Consider the following 25047-nt stretch of genomic DNA (forward strand, 5'->3'; position numbering starts at 1 on the left):
TATCTATATTTATCCTATTAACATTTGAGTGATAAAAACACTATCTACCATAGTAGCTTTAAAAAAAGGATAGCACAAGGACTTTATGTGAAAATTAGTGAGAATGCAACACTTTTAAAGGAAAAAATGAGACTTGTTTGTTATACTTATAGTAACGCATGAAATAAGGAGGAGTTTTGGGTGAGTAACAAAGCAACATTAGAAAAAGATGCAATGAAGGTTTTAAAACAGACGAGCAGAACATTTTATATCCCCATTAAACTGTTGAACAAAACGTTGCGGAAAACAGTTGGTTCAGCTTACCTCTGCATGCGCGCTGTTGACGAAATGGAAGACCATGAAGAAATGGATGCAGAAATAAAACAGCATTTATTAAATGAGACAAGCCATCTATTAAAGGAAGATGTGTTTAACCGCGAGGCTTATCACCAGCTGGTAGCTCCATATGAAAACGAACTTCCTGAAGTGACATTGCGCTTAGCTGACTGGATTGAATTCTGCCCGGAGGATATTCAGCAAAAAGTAAAGGATTCGACAAGTGAAATGGCAGAAGGAATGGCTAAATGGGTAGGTAAAGACTGGGAAGTAAAGAAAAAAGAGGATTTGGATGAGTATACATATTATGTAGCAGGCCTTGTCGGTGTGATGCTGTCTGATATTTGGAATTGGTATGATGGAACTGAAACAGACCGTGATCTGGCTATCGGTTATGGACGCGGGCTGCAGGCTGTGAATATATTACGGAATATTGATGAAGATGCTGAAAGAGGTGTCGGCTTTTTCCCGAATGACTGGTCTAAGAAGGAAATGTTTGCATATGCAGAAGCGAATTTGCAAAAAGCAGATGAGTATATGACACAAATCTCGACCAAAAATATTCTGCTTTTCTGCCGGATACCGTTAGCATTGGCACATAAAACGTTAAATGCCCTGAAAAGTGGTAAAGAAAAAATGTCCCGGGATGAAGTGGAAGAAACAGTTGATAAAATTATTAATTCTTAAGGTATGAAAAGATGAATAAGAAAGGGCTCGTAAAAAAATCTCGCTAAATATGACGAGATTTTTTTATTTTCGGGGATAAGAAGGGTTTAGGAATATCTAATAAGGGAAATACTTCTATATTCAAAGTAATTCGTTGAATACGTCTCTAAATTATAAGTTGTATTGTATGAAGCATATAATTATAATAGATAGACATGTGCAAATAAAACAAGTGAGAGGATGAAAGTTTGTCAAGCATTTCTCTAAATAATGCTTTCATCCAAAAAAGGTCTGTAAATAACATTTATGATATTTTAGACGCTTACATTAATCAGGAGGTAAAGTGTGAAGTCAAAAAAAGGAAAAGGTTTAGATTGGCCAGTTTTTTATATCAGTGGAGGATTTTTAGTTGTATTTATTATCCTGTCACTGATTAACAGTGATATGGTGGATAATGCAGTAAACACCTTATTTAATTATTCTGCTGAGTGGTTTGGCGCTTATTGGCAAATACTCTTATTCCTTAATTTCGCCATCGGTTTAGGCCTGGCAATTTCAAAGTATGGAAAAGTAAAGTTAGGAAATCAGGATAAGCCAAAATATAGCTATTTTGGCTGGGTATGTATGATATTAGTAACATTATTGGCCAGTGGAGGGGTCTTTTGGGCCGCTGCGGAACCAATGTATCATTATATGTCTACACCGCCTCTTTTTGGTGGAGGAGAATTTAATAATATAGAAGCGGCCTTTGCTCAAGCTTTTATGCATTGGGGATTCCTTGCATGGGCAATTCTTGGTACGCTTGCAGTTATTGTAATGATGTATGTGCATTACCAAAAGGGTTATCCTCTAAAACCGCGAGGATTATTGTACCCCATTTTTGGAGATAAGATATATGAAAAAAGTGCCATTGGAACGTTGGCCGATTCCTTTTCTATTATTGCAACGGCAGCAGGAACATTGGGACCACTTGGATTTTTAGGTTTACAGATTTCTTATGGATTAAATCACCTATTTAATGTACCGAATACATTAACAATTAGCATTATCGTTGTTATTGTCCTGGTTACCGTAGCAGCAATTTCAGCAGCTACCGGTGTTGATAGAGGAATTTACCACTTGAGTAACTGGAATGTCCAATTTACAATTCTTTTAGCTATTATAGTATTAATTATTGGACCTACTGCATTTATTATTGATGGGTTTGTCGGCGGTACAGGGGTCCATATTCAAAATATGTTTGAAATGATGTTCTATCGTGGAGATGGAGAATGGCTGGCAGGATGGACGATTTTCTTTTGGGCATGGTTTATCGGCTATGCACCGATGCTTATTGTCTTTATCAGCCGTATCTCCCGAGGGAGAACAATTCGTGAGCTTATCATTGCAGTTTCTGTTGTAGCTCCTCTTGTGACGAATTTCTGGTTCTCTATTGTTGGTGGAACCGGTGTTTTCTTTGAAATAGAAAAACCGGGTTCTGTTTCTGAAGCATTAACTGATGGCGGGATGCCTGCTGCAGTTATGGCGATTACTGATCAGCTTCCTTTAGGAACAGCGATGGGAGTTGCTTTCCTGCTTGTATCTATTATCTTTGTTGCAACAACTGCAGATACAATGTCTTATACAGTTGCTGCAACATTGACAGGACATGATAATCCAACGCGCTGGCTGCGGGTTGTCTGGGCTGTTCTATTTGGAGCATTTACTGCGGTTATTCTTACAATTGGTGAAGATAGTATAACATCTATTCAGAACTCCATTGTCATTACAGCCGTTCCGGTATCGCTATTGATATTGCCGCCGCTTTGGAACGCGCCGAAAATTGCTAAGAAAATGGCATTGGAACAGGGACTTATTTGGCAGCGTGAAATGCGTAAGAAAGAAGATAAGAAATATAATTAATTAAAGAATATAAGATAAAAACGAGCCGCTGAAAGCAAAACCTTTTCAGCGGCTCGTTTTTATAGTTACATACATTGAAAGGATTCAATACTATTTAAATCCATTCCGAAGTAAACCCAGCGGAAACCATTCCAGCGAAAGCCGGCAATGGAATTTCTGCCTAGAAACGTCGAGAAGGCCCAAAATCCGTTGCCTCGATTTGGCCAAATATAGGTGAAGCGGAACATGCAATGTCTGATGCCGCCAGGATCAACCGCAAATGCCTGCACCTGCTGCTTTTGCGGTACAAAGTTTGGCGGCGGTCCCACCGGAGGCTGGCTGTTCATGCCGCCCATTTCTGCCGGGCCTGATTGCTGTCCAGGAGTTCCTCCACTCCCTGGAAAGTTTGGAAAAGATGGAGCCGACGGCCAATTTGGAGGAGCACCTTCATTTCCTCCTCCACCCCCGGTGTTATTTGGAGGGCCGGGGAATACATTACCTATAAATTGATCTGTATCAAAGTCTGGGAATGGAGATTCATTACCGTTTCCACCCGGGAAGCCAGGGAAAAAGTTGCCGATTCGCTCCTGGGGCGGCAAGTTTTGCTGTCCATGTTGATGTTGGTACGGCATATTATCAGTAGACTGCTGCTCTTGATAATAGTCTCCTGGCCCGCCAGTTTCCCCCTCCGGCCCCTCTGGACTCCCTGCAAAGAATCCATTGGAATATTCATGCTGTGGAGCCGGTTGAAAATAGTTGTTCAGCATCTTCCCGGGCAGGTTATTCTGTTTGTTTTCCTCGCCGTTTGGATGCGGTGGTTGAAAATAATTCATAATTTTCCTCCTCTATTAGGCTGATGTTCCCTAATAGCATATGAGGCATCTGTATTATTTGCGCTTCATAACAAACAGATTGGGCGGAATAACCAGACAACGGAAAATGAATCTAAATGATATACACTACAGTCTATCTACAGCTTCCTTAATATTATCTGCTTCAGTAACAGCAGTAATAAAAGAAACGCCATCAGCGCCTGCTTCTATAACAGAGCTTGCGTTTTCTATCTGAATCCCGCCGATTGCCACAACAGGCATTTCTGGAAATTGCAAACGGATGGTATGAATCCATTCTAAGCCTACTTCCTGTTTTGCATCTTCTTTTGTAGAGGTTGCAAAAATTGGTCCGACACCAATATAATCCACTAAATCGAGCGGACTTTGATCAAGCTCCTGCTGTGTAGATATGGACAGGCCAATGATTTTATCCGGGAACTTAGCACGAACTTCCCTGACAGGCATATCATCCTGACCTACATGTATACCGTCTGCATCCAACTCTTCAGCAAGCTCAATATTATCATTAATAAAAAATGGAATATCATGATTTCTGCATTGCTCTCTTAAGCTTTTACCCAGTTTAAGTTTTTCCTCACCATTTAACGAACCGGTGCCTTTCTCCCGAAATTGAAATGCCGTAATGCCTGCAGCGAGTGCCTCCTCTAAAACAGCGTAAGGATCTCTGTGGCAATTTTGGCTTCCCATAATAAAATATTTTCTTAGTTGTTGTCTATTAAATTCCATCTACCGTTCCTCCATTTAATTGCTTGGGTGTAAAGGATAAAGCATCAATAAAGCTTGGTAAAAAGGTTCCCGGTCCTTGCACATGAGGTTCCCTTGCTGCATGCTCTGCGGCCAGTCCGTAGAAGCTGAGTGCTGAACGAAGCTGTTCCACGACCGGATAGGATGTAGTCAGGCATGCTGCTGCAACGGATCCTAATAAACATCCTGCTCCAGTGATGCTGGAGAGAAGCGGATGCCCAGTCTGATTATAAATTAATTTCTGCTCAGCATAGATAACATCCGTTTTTCCAGTAACTACAATCGCAGTATCAAATTGTTTACCAGCCTTTTCTGCAATATCATCTATATTTCCTTCACCGACAGAATCTACTCCGCGTGTTTGAATATCGGCATTAACCAAGGAAGCAATTTCACCTGCATTCCCTTTGATGACTGTTGGATGCACTTCTTGTAAAATTCTTTCGATTATTTCTTTCCGAAAAGAGGTTGCTGCCACACCGACAGGATCAAGAACAACAGGGATACCTTTTTCATTGGCAGCTTTTCCTGCTGCAATCATTGCTTCGACTTCATTCTCTAAAATCGTGCCAATATTTAAAACAAGTGCATCCGCAATTTTAGCCATATCTGCTGCTTCCTTTAATTCCTTTGCCATAACAGGACTGCCGCCAAAAGCGAGCAGCCCATTAGCACTAAAATTCATAACAACCTGATTGGTTAAATGATGGACAAGCGGCGTATTGTTTCTGACTTGCTGGATAATATCAGGATTCATGCGTAATCTCCTTTCCGGCATTTTCACGGATTGCCCAGTGGTTTGTCGGGCCATTTCCTTTTCCAAGTGCAAATGATTTGGAGATAGCGGCAGTTACAAAAGCTTTTGCATGCTTTACCGCCTCTGGGAGTGGATAATCTTTCCCTAAATAAGCAGCAATGGCAGCAGCATAGGTACAGCCGGTTCCATGCGTATTTTTCGTATCAATACGATCTGCAGCATAGCTGTGCATCTGCTTGCCGTCATAAAGAAAATCGACAGCCTGACCTTTCAGATGCCCTCCTTTAACTAAGGCAGCATCCACACCATACTCATGAACGAGATATTCTGCAGCACTTTTCATATCATCTGTAGACTCAATAGATAAGCCGGTCAGAAATTCTGCTTCCGGAATATTTGGTGTAACAACCGTCGTTAAAGGAAGAAGATACTGACGCAAAAAGTTACGGGCCTCTTTATTTATTAAAGCATCACCGCTGGTCGCAACCATAACAGGATCCATCACATATGGTGCATCAATCTTTTCTAATTTTTTAGCGATTAATTCCATCATTGGCTTGCTTGCAATCATTCCTGTCTTTACTGCATGGATTGGCATGTCTTCGATGACTGCATCCAGCTGGTCCTCAATCATAGAAAGCGGCATATGCTCGACAGAACGGACACCTGTTGTATTTTGGGCTACAACAGAAGTAATAACAGACATACCATAGGTTTTTAACTCTTGAAATGTTTTTAAATCTGCCTGAATTCCAGCACCACCGCTTGGATCAGTGCCGGCAATGGTTAATGCACAACGAACCTGACTCATAATAAAAATCCTCCTTAGGATTGTAAAATAATTTATTTTGTTAAAGAAAACTGCCGTGCCGGTAAACGGCTGACCAGCAGCCAGCCGATCAAAGCACCGGAGACGCTGCTGACAATAAACGGCGGGATAAATGCAAGTGCTCCCACTGAGCTCCCCATCAGGAGATTTGCAATAGGAACAGCAAAGAATGAACCGATAATCCCTGTTCCAATTATTTCTCCAAAAGCCGCCATAGAATATCTTTGTGTTTTCTTATACAATACCCCCGCAACAAATGCTCCAATCATTGCTCCGGGAAAAGCAACGATTGTGCCCAGACCTAAAAGATTTCGAAGCAGGCTGATCATTAATGCAATAATTACTGCCGGCCCCGGTCCCAGTATAATTGCAGCAATGACATTAATGGCATGCTGCACGGGATAAGCTCTGGCAACCCCTGCAGGAAACCAGAGCAATTGAGAGCCAATTGTTCCAATGGCTATAAAAACAGCCATCAGCGTTAATAAGCGTGTACGGTTTTTCAATCCAATCATCTCCTCTTTATGTCTAGCTCCAAGCGCCAATCTTTAGAGATTTCACGTCATACCCTGCGGGTGAAAGTCAACATCGATTTAAAGTAAAGGAAGGCCGACTAAAAGCAGGCTGAAGCCTAACGTCGGCATACCCCTAAAGGGGCATGTTTCCTTTATCTCAAGGGTGAAGGAAGTTCGACTAAAGTCGAACCCCCCCAAAGATCGGGGGCGCAATCTCTACGTTTTTAAGCGGGCGCTTTTCGCTTTTCTTTTTGGAATGAAAAGTAAACTACTTTGTAAAAATAAAAAAATCAGGCTTTATAGAGAAGCCTGATTTGGTATACTGAGAGTAATCATAAGTTGATTGACTACTTCCCTACGCTGGTATTAGCCAGATCAGGTTTGTAAGAGTCGGAAAGTAAGCATGCTTCCCTCTCAGCCCGCAGTTTTGGGCTCCCCTAGTAGTTGCTTTTCATTATTTTCTTTGAATCTACTGTATCAAAGATTCAACTGTTTGTCATGAAATAATAATCAGGCTTAAAAGCTATCAGAATAAAATGGAATGAAGTTTTTATGGATAGAGAGGTATAAAGCATGTTAAGAATGAACGGAATTGAATATCGTCAAGGAGATCAAACATTATTTCCGAGGATAGATATAGAAATAAAACCTGGAGAAATTAAAGCGATTCAGTCCACTGTTAATGTCCGTGCGATATTATTGCAGATGATTGCCGGAGAAGAAAGTATACGAAAAGGTTCTATTCAGATACAGCATAAAACATTGGCGGAGGATAAGCAGAAATACTTTTCTTCTTTAGGAATTTGCTGGTATGAAGAAGGTATTTATGAACGGTTGCAGGTACAGGAATATTTGGCATTTATCGGGTCCTTATATCAAAGCAAGGCTTCCATAAAGGAAGTTCTACAGCTGATTCAACTGGAGGAAAAAGCAAGATGGAAAATGCATCAGTTGAACCGTTCTGAAAAGCGCCGGGTCCAGTTCGGCAGAATATTAATGCAGAAAGCAGAAATTGTGGTTTTTGAAGAGCCTGAGGTAAATGTGGATTTGGAAACGAAACGTGTACTTCATCAATTTGTCGGGATTTTGCAGGAACAACAAAAAGCGGTACTTATTTTAACAACAAGCACGGAGAGTGCCATTACAATTGCGGATACAGTCTATCGTTTAGATGAACAGGGCCTGCATCAAATCGAAGTTGAAACAGAGGAGAAAGGCAGGTTGAAATCTTTAGAAACAGATGGGATAGAATCAGAGGAAGAAGAGGTTCAAGTACAGCAAAGCTTTCAGTTAAATAAAATTTCTGCCAAAGTAGAGGAGAAAATTATTTTATTTGACCCACAGGAAATCGACTATATTGAAAGCCAGAATGGTCAAACATATCTGTATACGCGTGGGGAAGGATTTCCAACAGGTCTTACCTTAAAAGAATTAGAACAGCGTTTATCTCACCAAGGCTTCTTTCGCTGTCACCGCTCTTATATTGTGAATCTTCAAAAAATAAGAGAGGTTATTACATGGACCAGAAACAGTTACAGCTTATCCCTTATTGATAAAAAAAGCTCCCAGGTTCCATTATCGAAATCAAAATTGAACGAGCTAAAGGAATTATTGGGAGTAGAATAAGCACAACTCAGCTTAAAATATACTCCATTCATTGAAAATATACTGCACGATTGTTGAAAAGAGACTAATCTTTAGTCACAGGTAAATAACTGATCAGGAGGTTTTTGGAGTGGAGAATATGATAGAAGTGAAATCTTTAGAGAAGATTTTTGGTGATAAACAGGCATTACATGATGTGTCCTTTCAAGTTAAAAAAGGAGAAACATTTGGCTTTCTGGGTCCAAGCGGTTCAGGAAAGACAACAACAATAAAGATTTTAACCGGCCAGATGAGGCAGAGTTCAGGTACAGCGAATGTATTTGGAGTACCAGTCTCAAAGTTAAACACATCTGAATATCGAAAACGTTTTGGTGTAGTGACAGATAATAGCGGTTTATATGCAAGGCTGACTATTTATGATAACTTAAAGCTTTACGCAGATTTATATGGTACATCCTTACAGCGAATTGACGAAGCGCTGGAATCCGTTAATTTAGATTCCGAGAAAAAAACACAGGTCGCCAAGCTGTCTAAAGGAATGACACAGCGGGTATTATTGGCAAGAGCACTTTTGCATAAGCCAGAGTTATTATTTTTAGACGAACCGACATCTGCATTGGATCCTGCTAATTCCAAGCATATCCATAATGGTTTAAAAGAACTGAATCGACAGGGAACGACTATTTTTCTGACAACACATGATATGGAGGAGGCTGATCATCTGTGCAGCCAGGTAGCCTTTTTAAATAAAGGGGTTGTCCAGCTTTTAGACGAGCCGAAACAGCTGAAAAAACAGTATCGGGAAGAAATTATTGGTATCGAATTAAAGGATGGAAGAGAATTAGAACTTCCCTTGAAAGCATCAAGTGCTGAGGAAATTCAACAATATATTTCCCGGGAAATGGTGGAGCGAATTTATACAAAAGAACCGACATTAGGAGATATATTTGTTGAAGTAACAGGGAGGGAATTAGTATGACATTTTCTGTAAAACGTTTTATGGCTATTTTTCAAAAAGACTTAAAAGATTTATATCGAAATTTGTACATTTCATCCACAGCGCTGATGCCGCTTATATTTGCTGTCATATATAGTCGGATAGGGGAAATGCCATTAGCAATGCACCTATTTGTAATTACGTTATCCCTTGCTTTGGTTGGAACCTTTCTGCAATGTGCAATAATAGCAGAAGAAAAGGAGAAAAATACATTGCGCGGTCTGATGCTTTCTCCAGCTACACTGACAGAAATTATAGCCGGAAAAAGCGCTGTTACCATTGTGATTACGGTTATTGTAACAGCTGTTAGTATGTTCATCATGGATTTTTCACTTTCTGGAAGAGGCTGGTTAATTGCGGGGATTCTTCTATCTCTGATTTTCTTTATCGCTTTAGGAACTTGGATGGGATTAATCACAAGAAGTGTAGTGGAAGCATCTGTCTATATTCTTCCTGTAATGTTTATATTTGGTATGGCGAATATGTTCATTGGGCTTGCTGATCAGTTCAGTTTTTTACAAGTATTAGAGTATACACCGGGAATTCAGTTGGAAGAAATCGCTAACTTAAGTGAAGCAGGAGCTGGTTTTGATGAGCTTTGGAAGCCTTTTGCAATTATTGGAGCCTGGGTTGTAGTAACGTTAGTATTAACTGCTGTTACATTTAAAAAGCGGATGATGGATTAAGTAGGGAATAGATTGTTAATGAAATAGAAGCTGGTTTAATTAAAAGCAAAGCCATTTGTAGAGCAGAAGGAACTCTTCAAATGGCTTTTTTCTTTGCAGTATAAGTTAATTAAGTATCTGATTCAAAGCTTCGCAGCTGTTAGTTTTCTTTAGATTGCTGCAATCATTATTCAAAAAATAGTTTGATTTTATTAATATGATGATGTAATATATAATTAACAAAAGTAATTTATATATTGCATTCATGGGGCGGAGTGAATAATGAGAAATAATGTGAAAATAACACGTGTAAAAACGTCAATGACCCAGCAGCAGCTGGCAAAGAATGTTGGTGTAACGAGACAGACAATTGGATTGATTGAAAAAGGGGAATACAACCCAACGCTCTCACTCTGTATTGCAATAGCAAAAGAGCTGGAAAAAACATTAGATGAATTATTTTGGGAGGTAGAAGATTAATGAAATCATGGATATCCTTTTTAATGCCGGATGATGAGTATAAGGAGAAAAAGATGCTGTATTTTTTAGCTGAAGGAGCAGTTCTGCTTTTTCTTTTCCTGGTAATCATGATTATCTGCAGTAATTTTATAAGCTTAGATACAGGTGTCATCTTATTAGCCGGTATAGCAATTTTCCTTTTTTATATTTTAGGAAGATATACTCTGTCGGGAATCGAATATACCGATATTGCAACGGAAAAGGAATATAAAAGAGCGTTAAGAGCTCTTAAATCTAGAACAGCTTCTTTTGTTGTTCTGTTTGGAATCGGCTATCTGGTATATACAATGGCATCTAATGAAGCCAATTGGTATGATTTTTTTGGAATGGTAATAAGTGTTGGTATCATATCATTTTTATTGGAATTCATTTCATTAAAAAAATCATATAAGAAAAATAAAGAGTTATTGTAAAGGTTTTTTTGATAATATGCAGAAAAATTAGGTTTGGATAATTTATTCCCCCTTGCGTATAAGATGTTGGGGTGGAAAATACACCAGGTCCAATCAAAAGAATAATTATCATACTTGTTTGATTGCAGTCATTATTTATTATTGGTTTATAAAAAAGATTATATTATTTCCTTATTTGCAAAAGCTATTTTTGAGCCAATATTACCGGGCTTAAGAAATAGCTTTTTTTATGTGATTAAAATAAAACAGGGGCATTTGCCGCTTTTGTGGTTTCAAAAATTTTTTTAGGGGAATATATTATAAAATCATATATGTGCTAATTTAGCTTTAAAAAGCAGAATTTATTTATATATTGAGCAAATGGGGGGATTTATATGATTGATTGTAACACTAAATTATTAATTATCAGGGGCAGCTATCCATAGACTCTTTCCAGCTGGAAGTAACGATCTTGATGGGCAAGTAAACACAGTCCCGTTCAGTCGGTGAAGATCAAAAATGCCCTGAAAAAAAGTAGCTTTTTATGACTCTAATCAGGCGATCTCGTTACAGCAATTAATCTGAATTCATGATAATGACATTAAATATAGGAATGCAGATATTTAAAAGTGAAGTACAACAACAAATGGATAGTCTCCCTGATTATATCAGGGGAAGTTATATTTCAGTTTAAATTTTAGAAAATTCAAATATCAATACATGATCATGATCAAGATATTATTACGTAATCGGAAAAAAGCATTTAGTTGCACTTTTTCTGCCAGTTGTGAAAGATTTTTTATCAGCAAATATTGTATATTTGCTCTTTGGCGTTTCCTAAGTTTGGCTTGTAAAAAAACATATAAGATAAAGCTTAGAAATAATGGATAATTATAAGGAGAATTTTCATCTATGAAAATAACAGAAATTCAGATTAAGCATTATTTGCTGCCATTAGATCCGCCATTTAAAGCTGCTTGGGATCCAGAACCGAGAGAGAAGTTTCCGGCAACACTCGTTTTTGTGCATACAGATGAAGGTTTTACAGGCATTGGCTCCGGCGATTTGATGACAGGATTTGAAGGTCATGAGCACCTCTTTATTGGGCGCGATCCATTTGACGTGGAACGGCATGCCCAGGTTTTAAATAACATTGATTTTCACTATGGGCGATCATGGCCCCTTGACATTGCTCTTTGGGATTTGATAGGTAAAATAACTGCCCAGCCCGTTTACAAGCTTCTGGGGGGCAAGCAAGATAAAGTTCTCGCTTACGCCTCAACGGGTGAATTAGTAAGCAAAGAAGAACGGGCCAGACGGGCGGAGCATCTTGCTCAGCGAGGATTCAAAGCAATGAAAATACGCTTCCATCATCAGGATGTGCGTGAGGATCTTGCTGTAGTGGAGGAAGTCCGCAAAGCAATAGGGAATAAAATGGAGATTATGGTAGATGCAAATCAAGGCTGGAAGATGCCGGGAGATACTGAACCTACATGGGATTTGAAAATGGCCGCCCAAGTTGCTAAAGAACTGGAGCAGCTGAATGTTTATTGGCTTGAAGAGCCGCTTCCTCATGATGATTTGGAAAATATGGTACGTCTGCGAAATATGACGAGTGTGCGTGTGGCCGGCGGTGAAATGAATCGTCGCTTCCATGAATTTCGTGAGTTAAGTAATGCTGGTGCACTTGATGTTTATCAGCCTGACGTAGCGCTTTGTGGAGGAATTACATTTGGAAGAAAGATCGCTGACTATGTTCAGGCAAATGGAGGTGTATATTCGCCGCATACATGGACCAATGGCATCGGTGTGGCTGCCAACCTTCATACAGCTCTTGGGGTAGGAAATACAGCTTATCTTGAATTCCCTTATGATCCGCCTGCATGGTCTGTGGAACGCCGCGATTTTCTCCAAACGTCAGATACGCGATTGAAATTGGATCAACATGGTTATTTGCATGGTGGCAACAAACCGGGACTTGGATTTGAAATTGACGAAGAAGTGCTAAAACAGTATGAAATTCGATAAGACGAGGCAAGGTCAGGATAGTTATATGCGCATCTATTGAGAGATTGAACAGGTTGGATTCAGATGATAGAAGCTGCGCTGTTCCAAGATAGGGAGAACGGCCTCCTGAGAATTCAGAAACAATAAAGTGAACATGCGAATAATCACAGCAGCTTCCAGTGTATATCTGCACATGCCCGGGAGAACTTTACGTATGATAACAAATGCAGTCTCTCTGTAATGACAAAGTTTTGGTGATTGCTTTAGTGTGGACGTCCCTATTATTATTATTATTTTCTTTACCTTCTGCTTCCTATTTTTTTAGCAGAGCCTTCGTATTTAATTCCTTCCCTAAAAATGGTACTTTCTCCGGTCATTATAGACATAGTGACACAGGGAATCCATTTCTGATCTCTCTGTATATGCGGGTGAAATTTTGCAGGAAAAATATCCGTCCATTAGTGTATACGCCGCTTTGGACCTGAGCTTCATGACTTTTTGATTATAACTGTGGATAGTTTATTATGCTAATTTTACATTTGAAATTAGTACTCATGTAAGATTTATACGGAAATGAGCAGCATGCTAATGCTTAGAATAACTCATTTTCGCTACTGAAAAAGGGGGCACTAAAATGAATGAATATCTTGAATATCTGCGTATTAATGCTTCTTACATATGGGGTCTTACGGTTCAGCATATTGAACTCGTGGGGATAGCGATAATAATAGCGATTATTATCGGGGTCTCGATTGGCATTTATCTGACAACCAATGAGGATTTAGCAGAGACAGTTTTAGCAGCAGCCTCTGTACTCTTAACAATCCCGAGTATTGCGTTGTTTGGGATAATGATTCCGTTCTTTTCGCTAATTAACCAGGGAATCGGTTTTGTTCCGGCGTTAGTCGCACTGGTGCTGTATTCGCAGCTGCCGATTATCCGTAATACTTATTCGGCAATTAAAAATGTGAATCCAGCGTTTATAGATGCGGCCAATGGAGTAGGAATGAAGAGGCGGCAACGGCTAGTCCGCGTCGAAATTCCCAATGCCCTGCCTGTCATCATGGCTGGTATCCGCACGGCCGTTGTCCTGAATATCGGGATTGGTGTTATTGCTGCATTTATTGGTGCAGGCGGGCTCGGAACATTGATTGTTCAAGGTATTACTCGAACCGATATGTACTCAATTGTTACAGGTTCGATTGTGGTTTCATTGCTTGCAATTATTGCTGATACCGTTCTTTTGTTGATTCAAAAGCGGCTGACACCAAAAGGTATAGAGAACTAATACTGATGAAGGGGTGAACATATGATTTCATTTAAACATGTATCTAAATCATACACAGGAACTGAAAAAGCTGTAAATGATGTTAATTTTGAAGTAGAGCAAGGAGAAATTGTTATTTTCCTTGGCCCGTCCGGATGTGGAAAAACAACACTTCTTCGGATGGTAAACCGTTTGGAGACGATTACTGAAGGTTCCATTTTAATTAATGACCAGGACATAGGCGAACTAAATGAAATTGAACTTAGACGGAAGATTGGTTATGTCATCCAGAGTAACGGCCTTTTTCCAAATATGAATATAGAAGAAAATGTAACGATTGTTCCTGATTTGCTGGGATGGGATAAAAAGAAAAAACATAACCGCTATAAAGAATTGATGCAATTGATTGGTCTGGATCCGATGGAATACCGGAAACGATTTCCGAATGAACTGTCCGGTGGCCAGCAGCAGCGGATTGGTGTCATTAGAGCACTTGCCGCTGATCCTCCTGTTATGCTGATGGATGAGCCGTTTGGTGCACTGGATCCATTGATTCGTGAAAAGATACAGGATGAATTTTTACAGATTCAGCGTGAAGTCAAGAAGACTATTTTGTTCGTCAGCCATGATATTGATGAAGCAATTAAAATGGCAGATAAAATTGTGCTTATGCGTGATGGAGAGATTATGCAGTATGGGACACCTTCTGATATATTAATCCATCCGAAAAATGAATATGTTTCTCAATTCATAGGAAGGGACCGTGCTATTAAACACCTTAGTTTACGTACGATTGCTCAGCTGCAGGAAGAAATTGGTCTGGTGGACATTGATCAATCTATTGTCGATTCCAAGCAGGTGAATGTTCATGAGAATTTAAAAGATACACTTGCGATGCTATTAAATCAGGAGGCGGATCAAGTGATTGTACACGATGATAATGATGAGGTGCAGGGAGCAATCACCATTGACCGCGTGCAAAGATATCTACATCTGGAAATGCGTCAAAAGCCGGCTCAGGCCAGAGAAAAAGAGAAGGTGATAGAGTGAATCGGAAGAAGATTATCGCCATTATCGTCCGAATTTTACTGTATGCTTTTGTAATTGGTTTCTTTGTTTATGCAGGTGTAAATGGCTACTTTTCGCCAATTTTCGAGCAGTCGGACACGTTTTGGGTATTGGTCGGTCAGCATCTTAATCTAGTTATAATTTCTTCTTTTCTGGCAATTGCAATCGCCTTGCCTTTAGCAGTTTTGTTTACGCGTCCCCGTTTTCGCAAGTTTGAATGGATTGCTTCGAATGTTGCTAACCTGGCGCAGACGGTTCCCAGCTTAGCCGTCTTAGCTCTTGCAATTGGTATTTTGGGAGTAGGCTTTAAGCCGGCAGTATTTGCTTTATTTATTTACTCAGTTCTCCCTATTTTTCGTAATGCGGTTGCAGGATTTAATTCGATAAACCCTGATCTTATTGATGCAGGGAAAGGAATGGGAATGAAAGCAGGCCAGATTTTTTGGAGGGTGGAAGTGCCGAATGCTGCGTACGCAATTATTGGCGGACTCAGAACAGCGGTTGTCTTAAATATTGGAACGGCTGCTCTTGCTTATTATATTGGCGGCGGCGGTTTAGGCGTCTGGATTATGACAGGTATTGAGCTTTTCGACAATGCATATTTAATTTCAGGAGCGATTCCTGTCACGCTGATGGCAATTGGATTTGACTACTTATTAAGAGGCGTGGGTTACGTTATTTCGCCAAAATCAACAAGACAGACGGCTGATACTGCCACCACAACATAAAGGAGGATTACAAAAATGACTATTTTTAGACGCTCCATCATGCTCGTCCTCCTCTTCGTCTTTCTAAGCGGCTGCTCAGTTTTTGGTGGTGGCGGGAAGACGGTAACGATTGGCGGAAAAAATTTCACCGAGCAGTATTTACTTACACAAATGACCTTTTTCTTACTTGAGGAGGAAGGATTCAATGTAAAAATGATGGAGAATTTGGGGAGTACAGTTCTCCGGACCGCCTTAGAAAATGGGCAGGTCACCCTTGCCTGGGATTATACAGGAACAGCGATTGTTACTTATTTAGGGATGGAACCGGTAACAGATCCTGATGAAGCTTTTGAAGAGTTAAAGAAAGTTGATCAGGAAAACGGGATTTCCTGGGTGAACCCTTCGGAAGTAAACAATACGTATGCACTTGCCATGACTCGTGAAAAAGCTGAAGAATATGGGCTTGAAACCTACTCTGATTTGGCAGATTATGTGAATGAACATCCTGATGAGTTAACAATGGGAACGGACGCTCAGTTTGCCAATCGGGCAGATGGCGTTCCCGGGCTGGAAGAAGCATATGACTTTCAATTTGGAGCAGAAAATATTACGCAAATGGATTCTGGCCTTATCTATGAAGCCCTGCAAAGTGGAAATTTGGATGTAGGTATGGCATATGAAACCAATGCCCAAATTGACGCATTTGACTTGTTTTTACTAGAAGATGATGAAAAATTTTTCGCTCCTTATAATGCAGCACTTGCTGTAAATGAAGAGTTTCTTGAGGAATATCCGGAGGTTGAATCCATTCTTGCCCCCCTCGCAGAAAGTCTTGACAGTGAAGTTATGCGTCAGCTTAATTACAAGGTAGATATTGAAAGGCAGAGTGTAGCTATCGTTGCGCATAATTATCTGGTTGAGAATGGCTTTTTAGAGGAGTGAAAGTAAAGTGGATTGTTAAATAGACAGGAAATACTTAAATGTAATGGATGGCATTACTCATACAGAGTAATGCCATTTTTAATGTGAAATGAACCTTATTACTGGAGGCTGTAAATGTTAATATTATATTTTAACATCAGTTAAATAAAGCTTATCCATTTTATTTATTTAAAATTAGAAATATACTTAAGGGAGATATTAAATTATAAAAGCAGGTGGTATGGTGAATATCGAAATAAGAAACGGAAATTCTAGTGATTTTCAAGATATTATGCAAATTATTAACAAGGCGGGGATCAAGCTGGCTGAATCCGGATCTCCACAATGGTCAGATAAGGATTCTCCGAAAGAGGAAGACATAAAAAGTGAAATAGAAAAAGGAAATAATTATCTCTTTACAATAAATAATGTAATTGTCGGTACGGCCATTATTACAGATGAAGAGGAACAAGCTTATTCGACAATAAGCTATGGAGATTGGGATGCATCACTGGAGAGCTATGCGACGATTCATAAATTCGCTATTAATCCGGAGATAAACGGAAAAGGCTATGGAAAAACATTTCTAAAGCTGCTGCTGTTTGTATGCAAAGAAAAAGGGATATCTGAAGTACGAATTGATACATATCCTGGAAACCGGGCCATGCAAAATGTTATTTTATCAGCAGGTTTTGCGTTCAAAGGGATTATCCAGCTTCCGTTTGCGAATGGGGAGAGATATGCTTATCAATTGTTTTTGTAGTATGATAGAATTTAGAAATCAACTGATAAAGAAGGGAATAAATTGAAAGAAACTTATCTTACATATAGGAATTTTTATTACTGATTTTATTTATCACTCTTAGATTCAGCATGATTTTAAATACAATCACTGAAAAATTTTTACAAGTAATTAAAAATGAAGACAATTGCCATACGGCCAATTTTTTGGACAAGAAACGCTTTACATGGTTAAATAATTGTAAAATTATTTATTGGGAGAGATACCTTTGGAAAAGAGAATTGATTACGAAAGTCCGATTCCGTTTTATCATCAACTCAAAGAGATATTAAAAGCGAATATCACGATTGGTGAGTGGTTGCCTGGAGATAAGATACCATCTGAGAATGAATTAAAGAATGTATATCAAATCAGCCGAAATACAGTGAAGAAAGCGTTAGATGATATGGTAAAAGAAGGACTATTAAAACGCATACAGGGAAAAGGGACCTTTGTAGCCAAACCAAAATTGGAACAATCCTTAACGGGTTTCTACAGTTTCAGCAAAGTGATTAAACAGCAAGGAATGGAACCGAAAGATGTGGTTATCAGTATTGAAGAAGTGAAAGCAGACACAAATATAGCAAAACAGTTGAAGATTAATCTGAACGAACCGGTCACTGCATTGAGAAGGCTGCGGTGTGCTGATGAAGAACCGATTATTTTGGAAACTTCATATATACCTAAAAAGATTGTCTCTGAAATATCAAATGATATGCTAAAAAAATATTCGCTGTATGATTTTATGGAAAAAGAGGCAGGAGTGGTTGTAGTTTCTGCGAAAGAAATATTTGAGCCCGTACTTGTTCGAGATTTTGAAAGCCAATATCTCGGTGTAAAAGAAGGATATCCCGCACTGATGTTGGATAGAATTGCATATAATACAGCAAAGCAGCCTGTCGAATTCTGTCGTTCGATTGTACGGGGAGACCGCTGTAGATTCTATACAGAATTGCTGTAGAAGTCTACAAATTTGATTCCTTTTTTAAATAGGTTGACCCAACAACCGGATGTAGGTTGTAATCCCTTTTTTGACACTTTAAAGCAGCTAAAATGTTGTTAAAGCAACAACTTTGGCTGCTTTTTAAGGTAATATAAATGCATATTATTTTTTCATTTTGAATCTGATTTTAAATTTATTCGTATTGTTAACAGGAAAAATTGTCTATATGGAAAATTATAAAATTTTTCAAATAAATTTACAATTTGAGGTTGACCCAACAACCCAACAATGATTATAATGTAATTTATAAATGATTTGTAATAAAATTTCGTCAATTAATGATGCTAAAGAAAGAAGGGGTAGTAAAAAACATTTACCATAATCAATCTTTTAGAAGAATATATCAAAGATGAAGCTGAAAACAATGACTTGATATGCTTGATAGTGCGCTAGCACGAAGATCAATTTTTTAAGAAGCTTTAATTGGAGTCGTATACATACATTTTACGTTAGTGCAGATATATAAAAAGATTGTCAGGTTTACCAAGCCTGCATTTTTATGTAAGGGTTTTCAAAGAGCTTGTTTGAAATGCAGCTTTAAAGTATAAGCATGTTAACGGGGGAAAGGGGAGGGAATAAAATGTTATCAAAAATAAAATCCGGGATAAGACAAAATATAATGTTTTATATTTTTATTTCACCTTGGATTATTGGATTCCTAGCTTTTTTTGCTGGTCCAACTTTAATTTCGATAATTTATAGTTTTACGGAATATAATTCAATTACTCCAGCAGAATGGATAGGGTTTAAAAATTATGAAAGTCTTTTACATGATCCCATATTCAAAAAGAGTCTAATGAATACGATTTATTTTATTTTTATTGGAACACCGTTAGTTGTAGCGTTTCAGCTAGCGACAGCCATGGTATTAAATAACGAAGTGAAAGGAATTAACTTTTTTAGAACGCTATATTATCTTCCTTATCTAGTACCTACCGTCGCAACAGTCGTTATTTGGATTATACTCTATGGTAAAACAGGGGTGATTAACCAAATAATAGGTGTTGTCGGATTAGGTCCTTATGAATGGACTGGGGATGTGCACTTAATTAAGCCTGTAATTATTACAATGGGCATGTGGGCTGTTGGTAACGGATTTCTGATTTTCTTAGCCGGCTTAAAGGGTGTACCGACCCATCTTTATGAAGCTGCAAAGATTGATGGTGCCGGTTCATTTCGACAATTTATTCATATTACACTTCCAATGATAACGCCTACAATATTGTTTAATTTAATTATGCAATGTATTCAGTATTTCCAAATGTTTACAGAATCATATGTGTTAAATAAGGGAGGTCCGGATTACGCCTCAACAACTTATTTATTAAATACTTATAACACTGCCTTTAAAGATTTTGATTTTGGGTTAGCTATGGCTCAATCCTGGATTTTGTTTATTATTATTTTCTTAATCACTTTTGCTATTATGAAGACCTCAGACAATTGGGTATATTATGAATCGGACAAGGGGAGGTAGTCGCATGAAAAGATACCCGTATTTTAAAACTCTTTTTAAATATCTAATACTAATAGTCGGGTTAGTCATTTTTGCTGGACCTTTGCTGTGGCTTATTTTGACAATGCTCAAAACGCGTGGTCAAACATTGGCTTATCCCCCGGAATGGTTCCCTTCTCCGATAACATTTGATGGCTTTGTTCGGCTATTTGAAAACTTACCTTTATTTGGTAGATGGATTTTTAATTCATTTGTCGTTTCAACTACTTTTGCTGTTGGAACAGTCCTTTCCAGTTCTATTGTTGCATTCGGATTTGCTAGAACGAAGGCGCGGTATAAATTTGTATTTTTCTCTATTGTACTTGCAACGTTGATGGTTCCAGAGCAAATTACGTTAATACCTCTATTCATAATTTTCAAACAAATAGGCTGGTACGATACCTGGCTGCCACTAATTGTACCAGCATTTTTTGGTAACGCTTATTTCATTTTTCTATTCCGGCAATTTTTTCTTTCCATTCCATTTTCGCTTGATGAAGCGACCTATATGGATGGGGGAAATCTGTGGACAGTGTACAGAAAAGTAGTAATGCCACTTTCCTTACCAGCATTAATGACAGGTTTTATATTTTCGTTTGTTGAGTCTTGGACAGACTTCTTTACACCGTTTCTTTTCTTACAATCGGAAACAAAATATACAATTAGTGTCGGCTTACAGCTTTTGATCGGTATCCAATCGCAGGATGTACCCGCACTTGCTGCAGGTGCTTTTATAAGTTTACTGCCAATTGCTGTTATCTACTTCTTTGCACAGAGATACTTTGTAGAAGGAATCGTTTTGTCTGGAACAAAAGGATAGAAGGAATTTCTGAAATCTGTATTTGTTTTGGCGGTTTAGGGAGGTGTTTTATAACGGTAAAAAGCCGAAACAATGTCAATATCGGTTGAAGGATAGTTCTAATAAAAGATTTGTAATAACAATTCAAAAGGAAATCTACAAAAAATTTAAGTAATACAATTGTTTAGTTATCAAAGAGCAATTTTTAATTTTAAAATTTATAATACGAGGAGCTGTTTTTTGATGAGAAATAAACTTTTTTCCTTTTTTGGCGTATTCCTCATTTTTGTTCTGCTTTTAAGCGCTTGTTCTAATAAAAGCAGTAGTGGTGAAGGTGGTTCAGAAAATTCTGATGCAATTGTCCTTGGTATGTGGGGAGATGCTGATGAAATAAAATCAGAAAAGGAATTAATTAAAAAGTTTAATGAAGAATACCCGGATATTAAGGTTGAAGTAGTTTACAAGTCTTGGGATAGTTATTGGGAGTGGCTGACTTCTCAAGCTTCCTCGAAAGATTTACCTGATATATTCAAAATGGATCCAATGTATTTTCAAAGATATGCCGATCTAGGGGCATTGAAAAATTTGGATAGCCTAATTGAATCCTCCGAGTTTGATACATCAAACTTTGAACAAAATGTATTGGAAATTACCCAAAAGGATGGAGAACAGCTTGCACTTCCGAGAGATGCTAACGTGATTACCATGGCTTATAATAAAGACCTATTTGATAACGCAGGGGTAGACTACCCTGAAGAGGAAATGTCCTGGGATGAGGTACTTCAACTTGCACAAAAGTTAACATTAGATAAGGATGGTAATAATGCATTGAGTTCCTCTTTCGATCCAGATAGCATTAGTCAGTACGGAATTGCAGTTGATTCTGCTGGTGCAGCGGATGGCGTCTTGGAACCGCAGCTTTGGTCAAATAATGCTAGATTACTAGATGATGATGGTAAACTCGCGCTTGATGGCCCAAAGGAAATGGAAGTGTTGAACTTTTTCAAAGACTTAAAATCAAAATATCATGTTGAGCCTTCAACAGGAGAAATGGAAAAGATTTCGGATGACTCCTTTTTGATTCTAGGGTCAAAAAGGGTAGCTATGTCATTTATAGGAAGTTGGAATATCAATACTTTAGAGGATGCTGACATCAATTTCGATATTATGATGCCGCCAAAGTTTGAAAACGGTGAGGTTAAGACTGTCGTGCAACCGGCAAGTTATGCAATGAGTCCCTATACTAAAAAGGAAGAAGATACATGGAAATTATTAAGCTGGTTAGCTGGACCAGAGGGACAAAAGGAAATTGCAAAAAAAGGTCAATCTTTACCAGCAAACAAACAGGCGTTTGATGATTACCTGCCTGATATTGATGATTTTAATAAACAAATCTTCTTTGATTTACAATCCAAATCAATTGATGATCCATACGGAGTTGAAGATAAAAGTAAATTATGGGAAGAATATATTGTTCAAAAGCTTCAACCTGCCTTGGATGATAAAAAGGATTTATCACAAGCTATAGAAGAAATAGCAGAACTCTGGGATGCAAAACGTTAGAAGATGCGGCAATGCTTGTGGACTGGGAATCTGATATAATCACAATTTTCTAAAACAATGGAAGTGGAATGAAAAGATGAAGAAACTGTTTAGATTGGTATGGTAGAACTGGAATTGAATGTTCCCATGACGAAGTATTTAAACTTTATATTGAAGCTATGAAAAAGACTTTAGTACTGCTAATAGGTGCATAGACTATGTTCCGTTCAGCATCTGTTAAGAGGGAGACTTCCTTTAACAGATGCTGATAAACCGGGCAGTTAGACTAATAGTCATTTACTTAGCTCGTTATCTTAGAAGCAATAATAACATCGAATTAATTTTGTATTTAGAAGATAATGGAGGGGATTTATGTGTTGAAAATTTCAATAATTGGTGCTGGAAGTGCTTTTACACAAGAAATTACTGTAGATATATTAATGATTGAAGGAATTGAAGAAGGAACTATTGCTCTTGTAGATATAGATGCTGAGCGATTAGAGATAGCGCATAAGCTAGTAGAGATGATTGTTGAAAAGACCGGAAAAAATTGGACGGTAGAATCCTCCACAAACCGAAAGGAAGTTATATCTAATTCCGACTTTGTGATAAATCAAATTGAAGTTGCAGGGCTATCAACTGTAAAATATGAATACGAAATTCCTTTAAAATACGGTGTCAAGCAATGCATTGGTGATACGATGGGTCCAGGTGGATTATTCAAAACATTACGAACGTTACCTGCGTGGTTGGATATAGTAAAGGATATTGAGGAATTATCACCAAACGCAACTATCTTAAATTATACAAATCCAATGTCTGCCGTTACTTTGGCTACTACAAAAGTAACCTCTATTCCAGTAGTGGGTCTGTGTCATTCTATCCAAAACACTTCTCACGATTTAGCTGAATATTTGGATGTACCTTATGAAGAACTACAGTGGGAGGCTGGGGGTATCAATCACATGTCCTGGTTTGTAAAGTTACTTCATAATGATAAAGATATGTATCCAGTGTTAAAAGAAAAAATTAAACATCCAGACTTTTTGAAAAAGGATCCTGTTAAGTTTGACGCGATGAAATATTTAGGCAGTTTTGTATCGGAGTCGAGCGGACACTTTTCCGAGTATGTTCCATATTATCGAAAGCGTCAGGATCTCATCGATACGCACTGTAGTACTGGGTATAATGGTGGTACAGGCTTTTACGCAAATAATTGGCCGATATGGAGAAAAGAAAACGATCAGGAAATTAGAAAGAAAATAACCGGAGAAGAAAGCATTGATCTTAAACCGAGCGGTGAGTATGCTGCGATAATTATTGAGGGGATGGTCAAGAATACACCTAAGGTAATATATGGAAATGTTTTAAATAAAGGTCTTATCGAAAATCTGCCGGCTGATGGTGTGGTTGAAGTGGAATCTTTAGTGGATCAAAACGGGATTCACCCATGTCGTTTTGGAAAGCTGCCTGAGCATTTAGCTGCACTTTGCCGTAGTAATATGGCCTTCTTTGATTTAGCTGTAAATGCTGTTTTAAATAAAGATAAAGAAATGGCTATGCATGCATTAATGGTAGATCCGCTTTCTGCGGCTGTTTGCTCCCCTAAAGAAATCAAAAATATGTTCGATGAGCTGTTTAAGGCGGAGCGTGAATACATTGGAGATTTAAAATGATGGAGAGGATTAAATCTCTTAAAAGAAATGTCGTTATTGTGGGGGAGTTAAATGTTGATCTCATTATTAGTGGAGAAGAAATTAAGCCGGAATTAAACCGTGAAAAAATTGTGGATGGATTTGATATGGTGCTGGGTTCTTCTTCAGCTATTACGGCATGTGCACTAGCTGCTCTTGGAGTGCATGTTATATTTGTAGGCGTTGTCGGCGACGATTACTTTGGTGAATTTTGTATAGATAAATTAAATAATAAGGGGGTGGATACGACATATATTCAAAAACTGTCTACATGTAAGACCGGTGTTACGTTATCATTTTCGACATCGAAGGATCGGGCGTTATTAACATACATGGGAGCTATCCCTGGTATGCTGCCGGAAAAATTGCCGGCACAGTTACTAAAAGAAGCGGATCATATTCATTTTGGATCTTTCTATTTACAGAAAGGAATGCAAACGTACTGGCAACAATTGTTTGCAGATGCACAAAATGCAGGAGTTAGTACATCCTTTGATACAGGCTGGGATCCAGAGGAAGATTGGAAAGTGGATTTGATTGGCCGTTTATTAAAATATACTGACTTGTTTATCCCGAGTGAAGATGAGTTTCGTAATATTTTTGGGGGTGTGAGCGATCAAAACATCTTTGAAAAGTTACCTATGGAAAGAAAAGAAATTGCAGTAAAATGCGGGGATAAGGGTGCAATTCTATTCTTAAGAAATAAAGTGATCAGGGAAGACGGTTATTCGGTTCATCCGATTGATACTACAGGAGCTGGAGATTCTTTTAATGCAGGCCTTATTTTTGCCTATCTTGCAGGTAAAAGAGGAACTGAGCTGTTAAACTTTGCGAATGCTTGCGGTGCTCTAGCTACTTTACGGGTAGGAGGTGCGGAAGACGTTCCGGATCTGGAAGAGGTCTACTCATTTATGGAAAGAAATAAACCACTTCTTCAATAGTTTTAATGATGTATCAAATCAGGAATTAGAAAATATAAGTTGTTAGTCAATGTTATTTGTATTGGAGCACAACCAAATAGTAA

Annotated in this window: 24 protein-coding genes and 1 riboswitch; of the genes, 19 read left to right on the top strand and 5 right to left on the bottom strand. The window is 38.4% G+C overall.

Going from position 1 to position 25047, the window contains the following annotated elements:
• The first annotated feature begins 180 nt into the window (after positions 1-180).
• Both IEX29_RS16035 and IEX29_RS16040 read left to right on the top strand, forming a co-directional pair.
• Complete coding sequence (locus tag IEX29_RS16035) at positions 181-1002, top strand: squalene/phytoene synthase family protein (RefSeq protein WP_188735372.1); 822 nt, start codon at positions 181-183, stop codon at positions 1000-1002.
• Between the two features lie 324 nt (positions 1003-1326).
• Positions 1327-2883, top strand: a complete 1557-nt coding sequence (locus tag IEX29_RS16040) for a BCCT family transporter (protein WP_188735373.1) — start codon at positions 1327-1329, stop codon at positions 2881-2883.
• A 65-nt stretch (positions 2884-2948) separates the two neighbouring features.
• Here IEX29_RS16040 and IEX29_RS16045 read toward each other — a convergent pair whose 3' ends face one another.
• The 5 genes from IEX29_RS16045 to thiW all read right to left on the bottom strand — a co-directional run bounded on the left by IEX29_RS16045 (position 2949) and on the right by thiW (position 6552).
• Complete coding sequence (locus IEX29_RS16045) at positions 2949-3695, bottom strand: hypothetical protein (RefSeq protein WP_188735374.1); 747 nt, start codon at positions 3693-3695, stop codon at positions 2949-2951.
• Between the two features lie 126 nt (positions 3696-3821).
• Positions 3822-4442 carry a thiamine phosphate synthase gene (thiE, locus tag IEX29_RS16050; protein ID WP_188735375.1) on the bottom strand — a complete coding sequence of 207 codons (621 nt, stop codon included), beginning with the start codon at positions 4440-4442 and terminating at the stop codon, positions 3822-3824.
• Entirely contained in the window at positions 4432-5217 is a 786-nt protein-coding gene (gene thiM, locus IEX29_RS16055; RefSeq protein ID WP_188735376.1) for a hydroxyethylthiazole kinase, read from the bottom strand. Before thiM ends, thiE begins: the two co-directional genes overlap by 11 nt.
• Positions 5207-6028 carry a bifunctional hydroxymethylpyrimidine kinase/phosphomethylpyrimidine kinase gene (gene thiD, locus IEX29_RS16060; protein WP_188735377.1) on the bottom strand — a complete coding sequence of 274 codons (822 nt, stop codon included), beginning with the start codon at positions 6026-6028 and terminating at the stop codon, positions 5207-5209. Before thiD ends, thiM begins: the two co-directional genes overlap by 11 nt.
• Before the next feature lie 32 nt (positions 6029-6060).
• Complete coding sequence (gene thiW, locus IEX29_RS16065) at positions 6061-6552, bottom strand: energy coupling factor transporter S component ThiW (RefSeq protein ID WP_268239074.1); 492 nt, start codon at positions 6550-6552, stop codon at positions 6061-6063.
• A 344-nt stretch (positions 6553-6896) separates the two neighbouring features.
• Positions 6897-7010, bottom strand: a riboswitch (TPP riboswitch).
• Positions 7011-7143: 133 nt separating this feature from the next.
• Here thiW and IEX29_RS16070 point away from each other — a divergent pair.
• From IEX29_RS16070 to IEX29_RS16150, 17 genes are all read left to right on the top strand, one after another.
• The gene (locus IEX29_RS16070; RefSeq protein WP_229720251.1) at positions 7144-8187 is read left to right on the top strand and encodes a response regulator transcription factor; all 1044 of its coding nucleotides are present in this window, start codon (positions 7144-7146) and stop codon (positions 8185-8187) included.
• A gap of 109 nt (positions 8188-8296) precedes the next feature.
• Positions 8297-9145: an ABC transporter ATP-binding protein gene (locus IEX29_RS16075; RefSeq protein ID WP_188735379.1), complete on the top strand. Its 849-nt coding sequence runs from the start codon at positions 8297-8299 to the stop codon at positions 9143-9145.
• On the top strand, positions 9142-9849 hold the full coding sequence (locus IEX29_RS16080; protein ID WP_188735380.1) for an ABC transporter permease subunit: 708 nt from the start codon (positions 9142-9144) through the stop codon (positions 9847-9849). Before IEX29_RS16075 ends, IEX29_RS16080 begins: the two co-directional genes overlap by 4 nt.
• Before the next feature lie 261 nt (positions 9850-10110).
• A complete protein-coding gene (locus IEX29_RS16085; protein ID WP_188735381.1) occupies positions 10111-10308 on the top strand; it encodes a helix-turn-helix transcriptional regulator in 198 nt (65 codons plus the stop codon).
• Positions 10308-10760, top strand: coding sequence for a hypothetical protein (locus IEX29_RS16090; RefSeq protein WP_188735382.1), 453 nt, complete (start codon positions 10308-10310; stop codon positions 10758-10760). Before IEX29_RS16085 ends, IEX29_RS16090 begins: the two co-directional genes overlap by 1 nt.
• 891 nt (positions 10761-11651) lie before the next feature.
• Positions 11652-12767, top strand: a complete 1116-nt coding sequence (locus IEX29_RS16095; protein WP_188735383.1) for a mandelate racemase/muconate lactonizing enzyme family protein — start codon at positions 11652-11654, stop codon at positions 12765-12767.
• Between the two features lie 613 nt (positions 12768-13380).
• On the top strand, positions 13381-14034 hold the full coding sequence (locus tag IEX29_RS16100) for an ABC transporter permease (protein ID WP_188735384.1): 654 nt from the start codon (positions 13381-13383) through the stop codon (positions 14032-14034).
• Positions 14035-14055: 21 nt separating this feature from the next.
• The gene (locus IEX29_RS16105) at positions 14056-15063 is read left to right on the top strand and encodes an ABC transporter ATP-binding protein (protein ID WP_188735385.1); all 1008 of its coding nucleotides are present in this window, start codon (positions 14056-14058) and stop codon (positions 15061-15063) included.
• Positions 15060-15809 carry an ABC transporter permease gene (locus IEX29_RS16110; protein ID WP_188735386.1) on the top strand — a complete coding sequence of 250 codons (750 nt, stop codon included), beginning with the start codon at positions 15060-15062 and terminating at the stop codon, positions 15807-15809. The genes IEX29_RS16105 and IEX29_RS16110 overlap by 4 nt, the downstream gene beginning before the upstream one ends.
• Positions 15810-15824: 15 nt before the next feature.
• Positions 15825-16730 carry an ABC transporter substrate-binding protein gene (locus IEX29_RS16115; protein ID WP_188735387.1) on the top strand — a complete coding sequence of 302 codons (906 nt, stop codon included), beginning with the start codon at positions 15825-15827 and terminating at the stop codon, positions 16728-16730.
• Positions 16731-16950: 220 nt separating this feature from the next.
• Positions 16951-17472, top strand: a complete 522-nt coding sequence (locus IEX29_RS16120) for a GNAT family N-acetyltransferase (RefSeq protein ID WP_188735388.1) — start codon at positions 16951-16953, stop codon at positions 17470-17472.
• 247 nt (positions 17473-17719) lie between these two features.
• Complete coding sequence (locus IEX29_RS16125) at positions 17720-18451, top strand: GntR family transcriptional regulator (protein WP_188735389.1); 732 nt, start codon at positions 17720-17722, stop codon at positions 18449-18451.
• Positions 18452-19289: 838 nt separating this feature from the next.
• Positions 19290-19970, top strand: coding sequence for a carbohydrate ABC transporter permease (locus IEX29_RS16130; protein WP_229720252.1), 681 nt, complete (start codon positions 19290-19292; stop codon positions 19968-19970).
• Between the two features lie 4 nt (positions 19971-19974).
• Entirely contained in the window at positions 19975-20808 is an 834-nt protein-coding gene (locus IEX29_RS16135; protein ID WP_188735390.1) for a carbohydrate ABC transporter permease, read from the top strand.
• A 222-nt stretch (positions 20809-21030) separates the two neighbouring features.
• Positions 21031-22350 carry an ABC transporter substrate-binding protein gene (locus IEX29_RS16140; protein WP_188735391.1) on the top strand — a complete coding sequence of 440 codons (1320 nt, stop codon included), beginning with the start codon at positions 21031-21033 and terminating at the stop codon, positions 22348-22350.
• Between the two features lie 353 nt (positions 22351-22703).
• The gene (gene melA, locus IEX29_RS16145; RefSeq protein WP_188735392.1) at positions 22704-24005 is read left to right on the top strand and encodes an alpha-galactosidase; all 1302 of its coding nucleotides are present in this window, start codon (positions 22704-22706) and stop codon (positions 24003-24005) included.
• Positions 24002-24964 (top strand): carbohydrate kinase family protein, encoded by a 963-nt coding sequence (locus IEX29_RS16150; RefSeq protein WP_188735393.1) that lies wholly within the window; start codon positions 24002-24004, stop codon positions 24962-24964. Before melA ends, IEX29_RS16150 begins: the two co-directional genes overlap by 4 nt.
• The last annotated feature ends 83 nt before the right edge of the window (positions 24965-25047 follow it).

The sequence above is a fragment of the Oceanobacillus neutriphilus genome (assembly GCF_014645515.1).
GTDB classification, from domain to species: Bacteria; Bacillota; Bacilli; order Bacillales; family Amphibacillaceae; genus Oceanobacillus; species Oceanobacillus neutriphilus.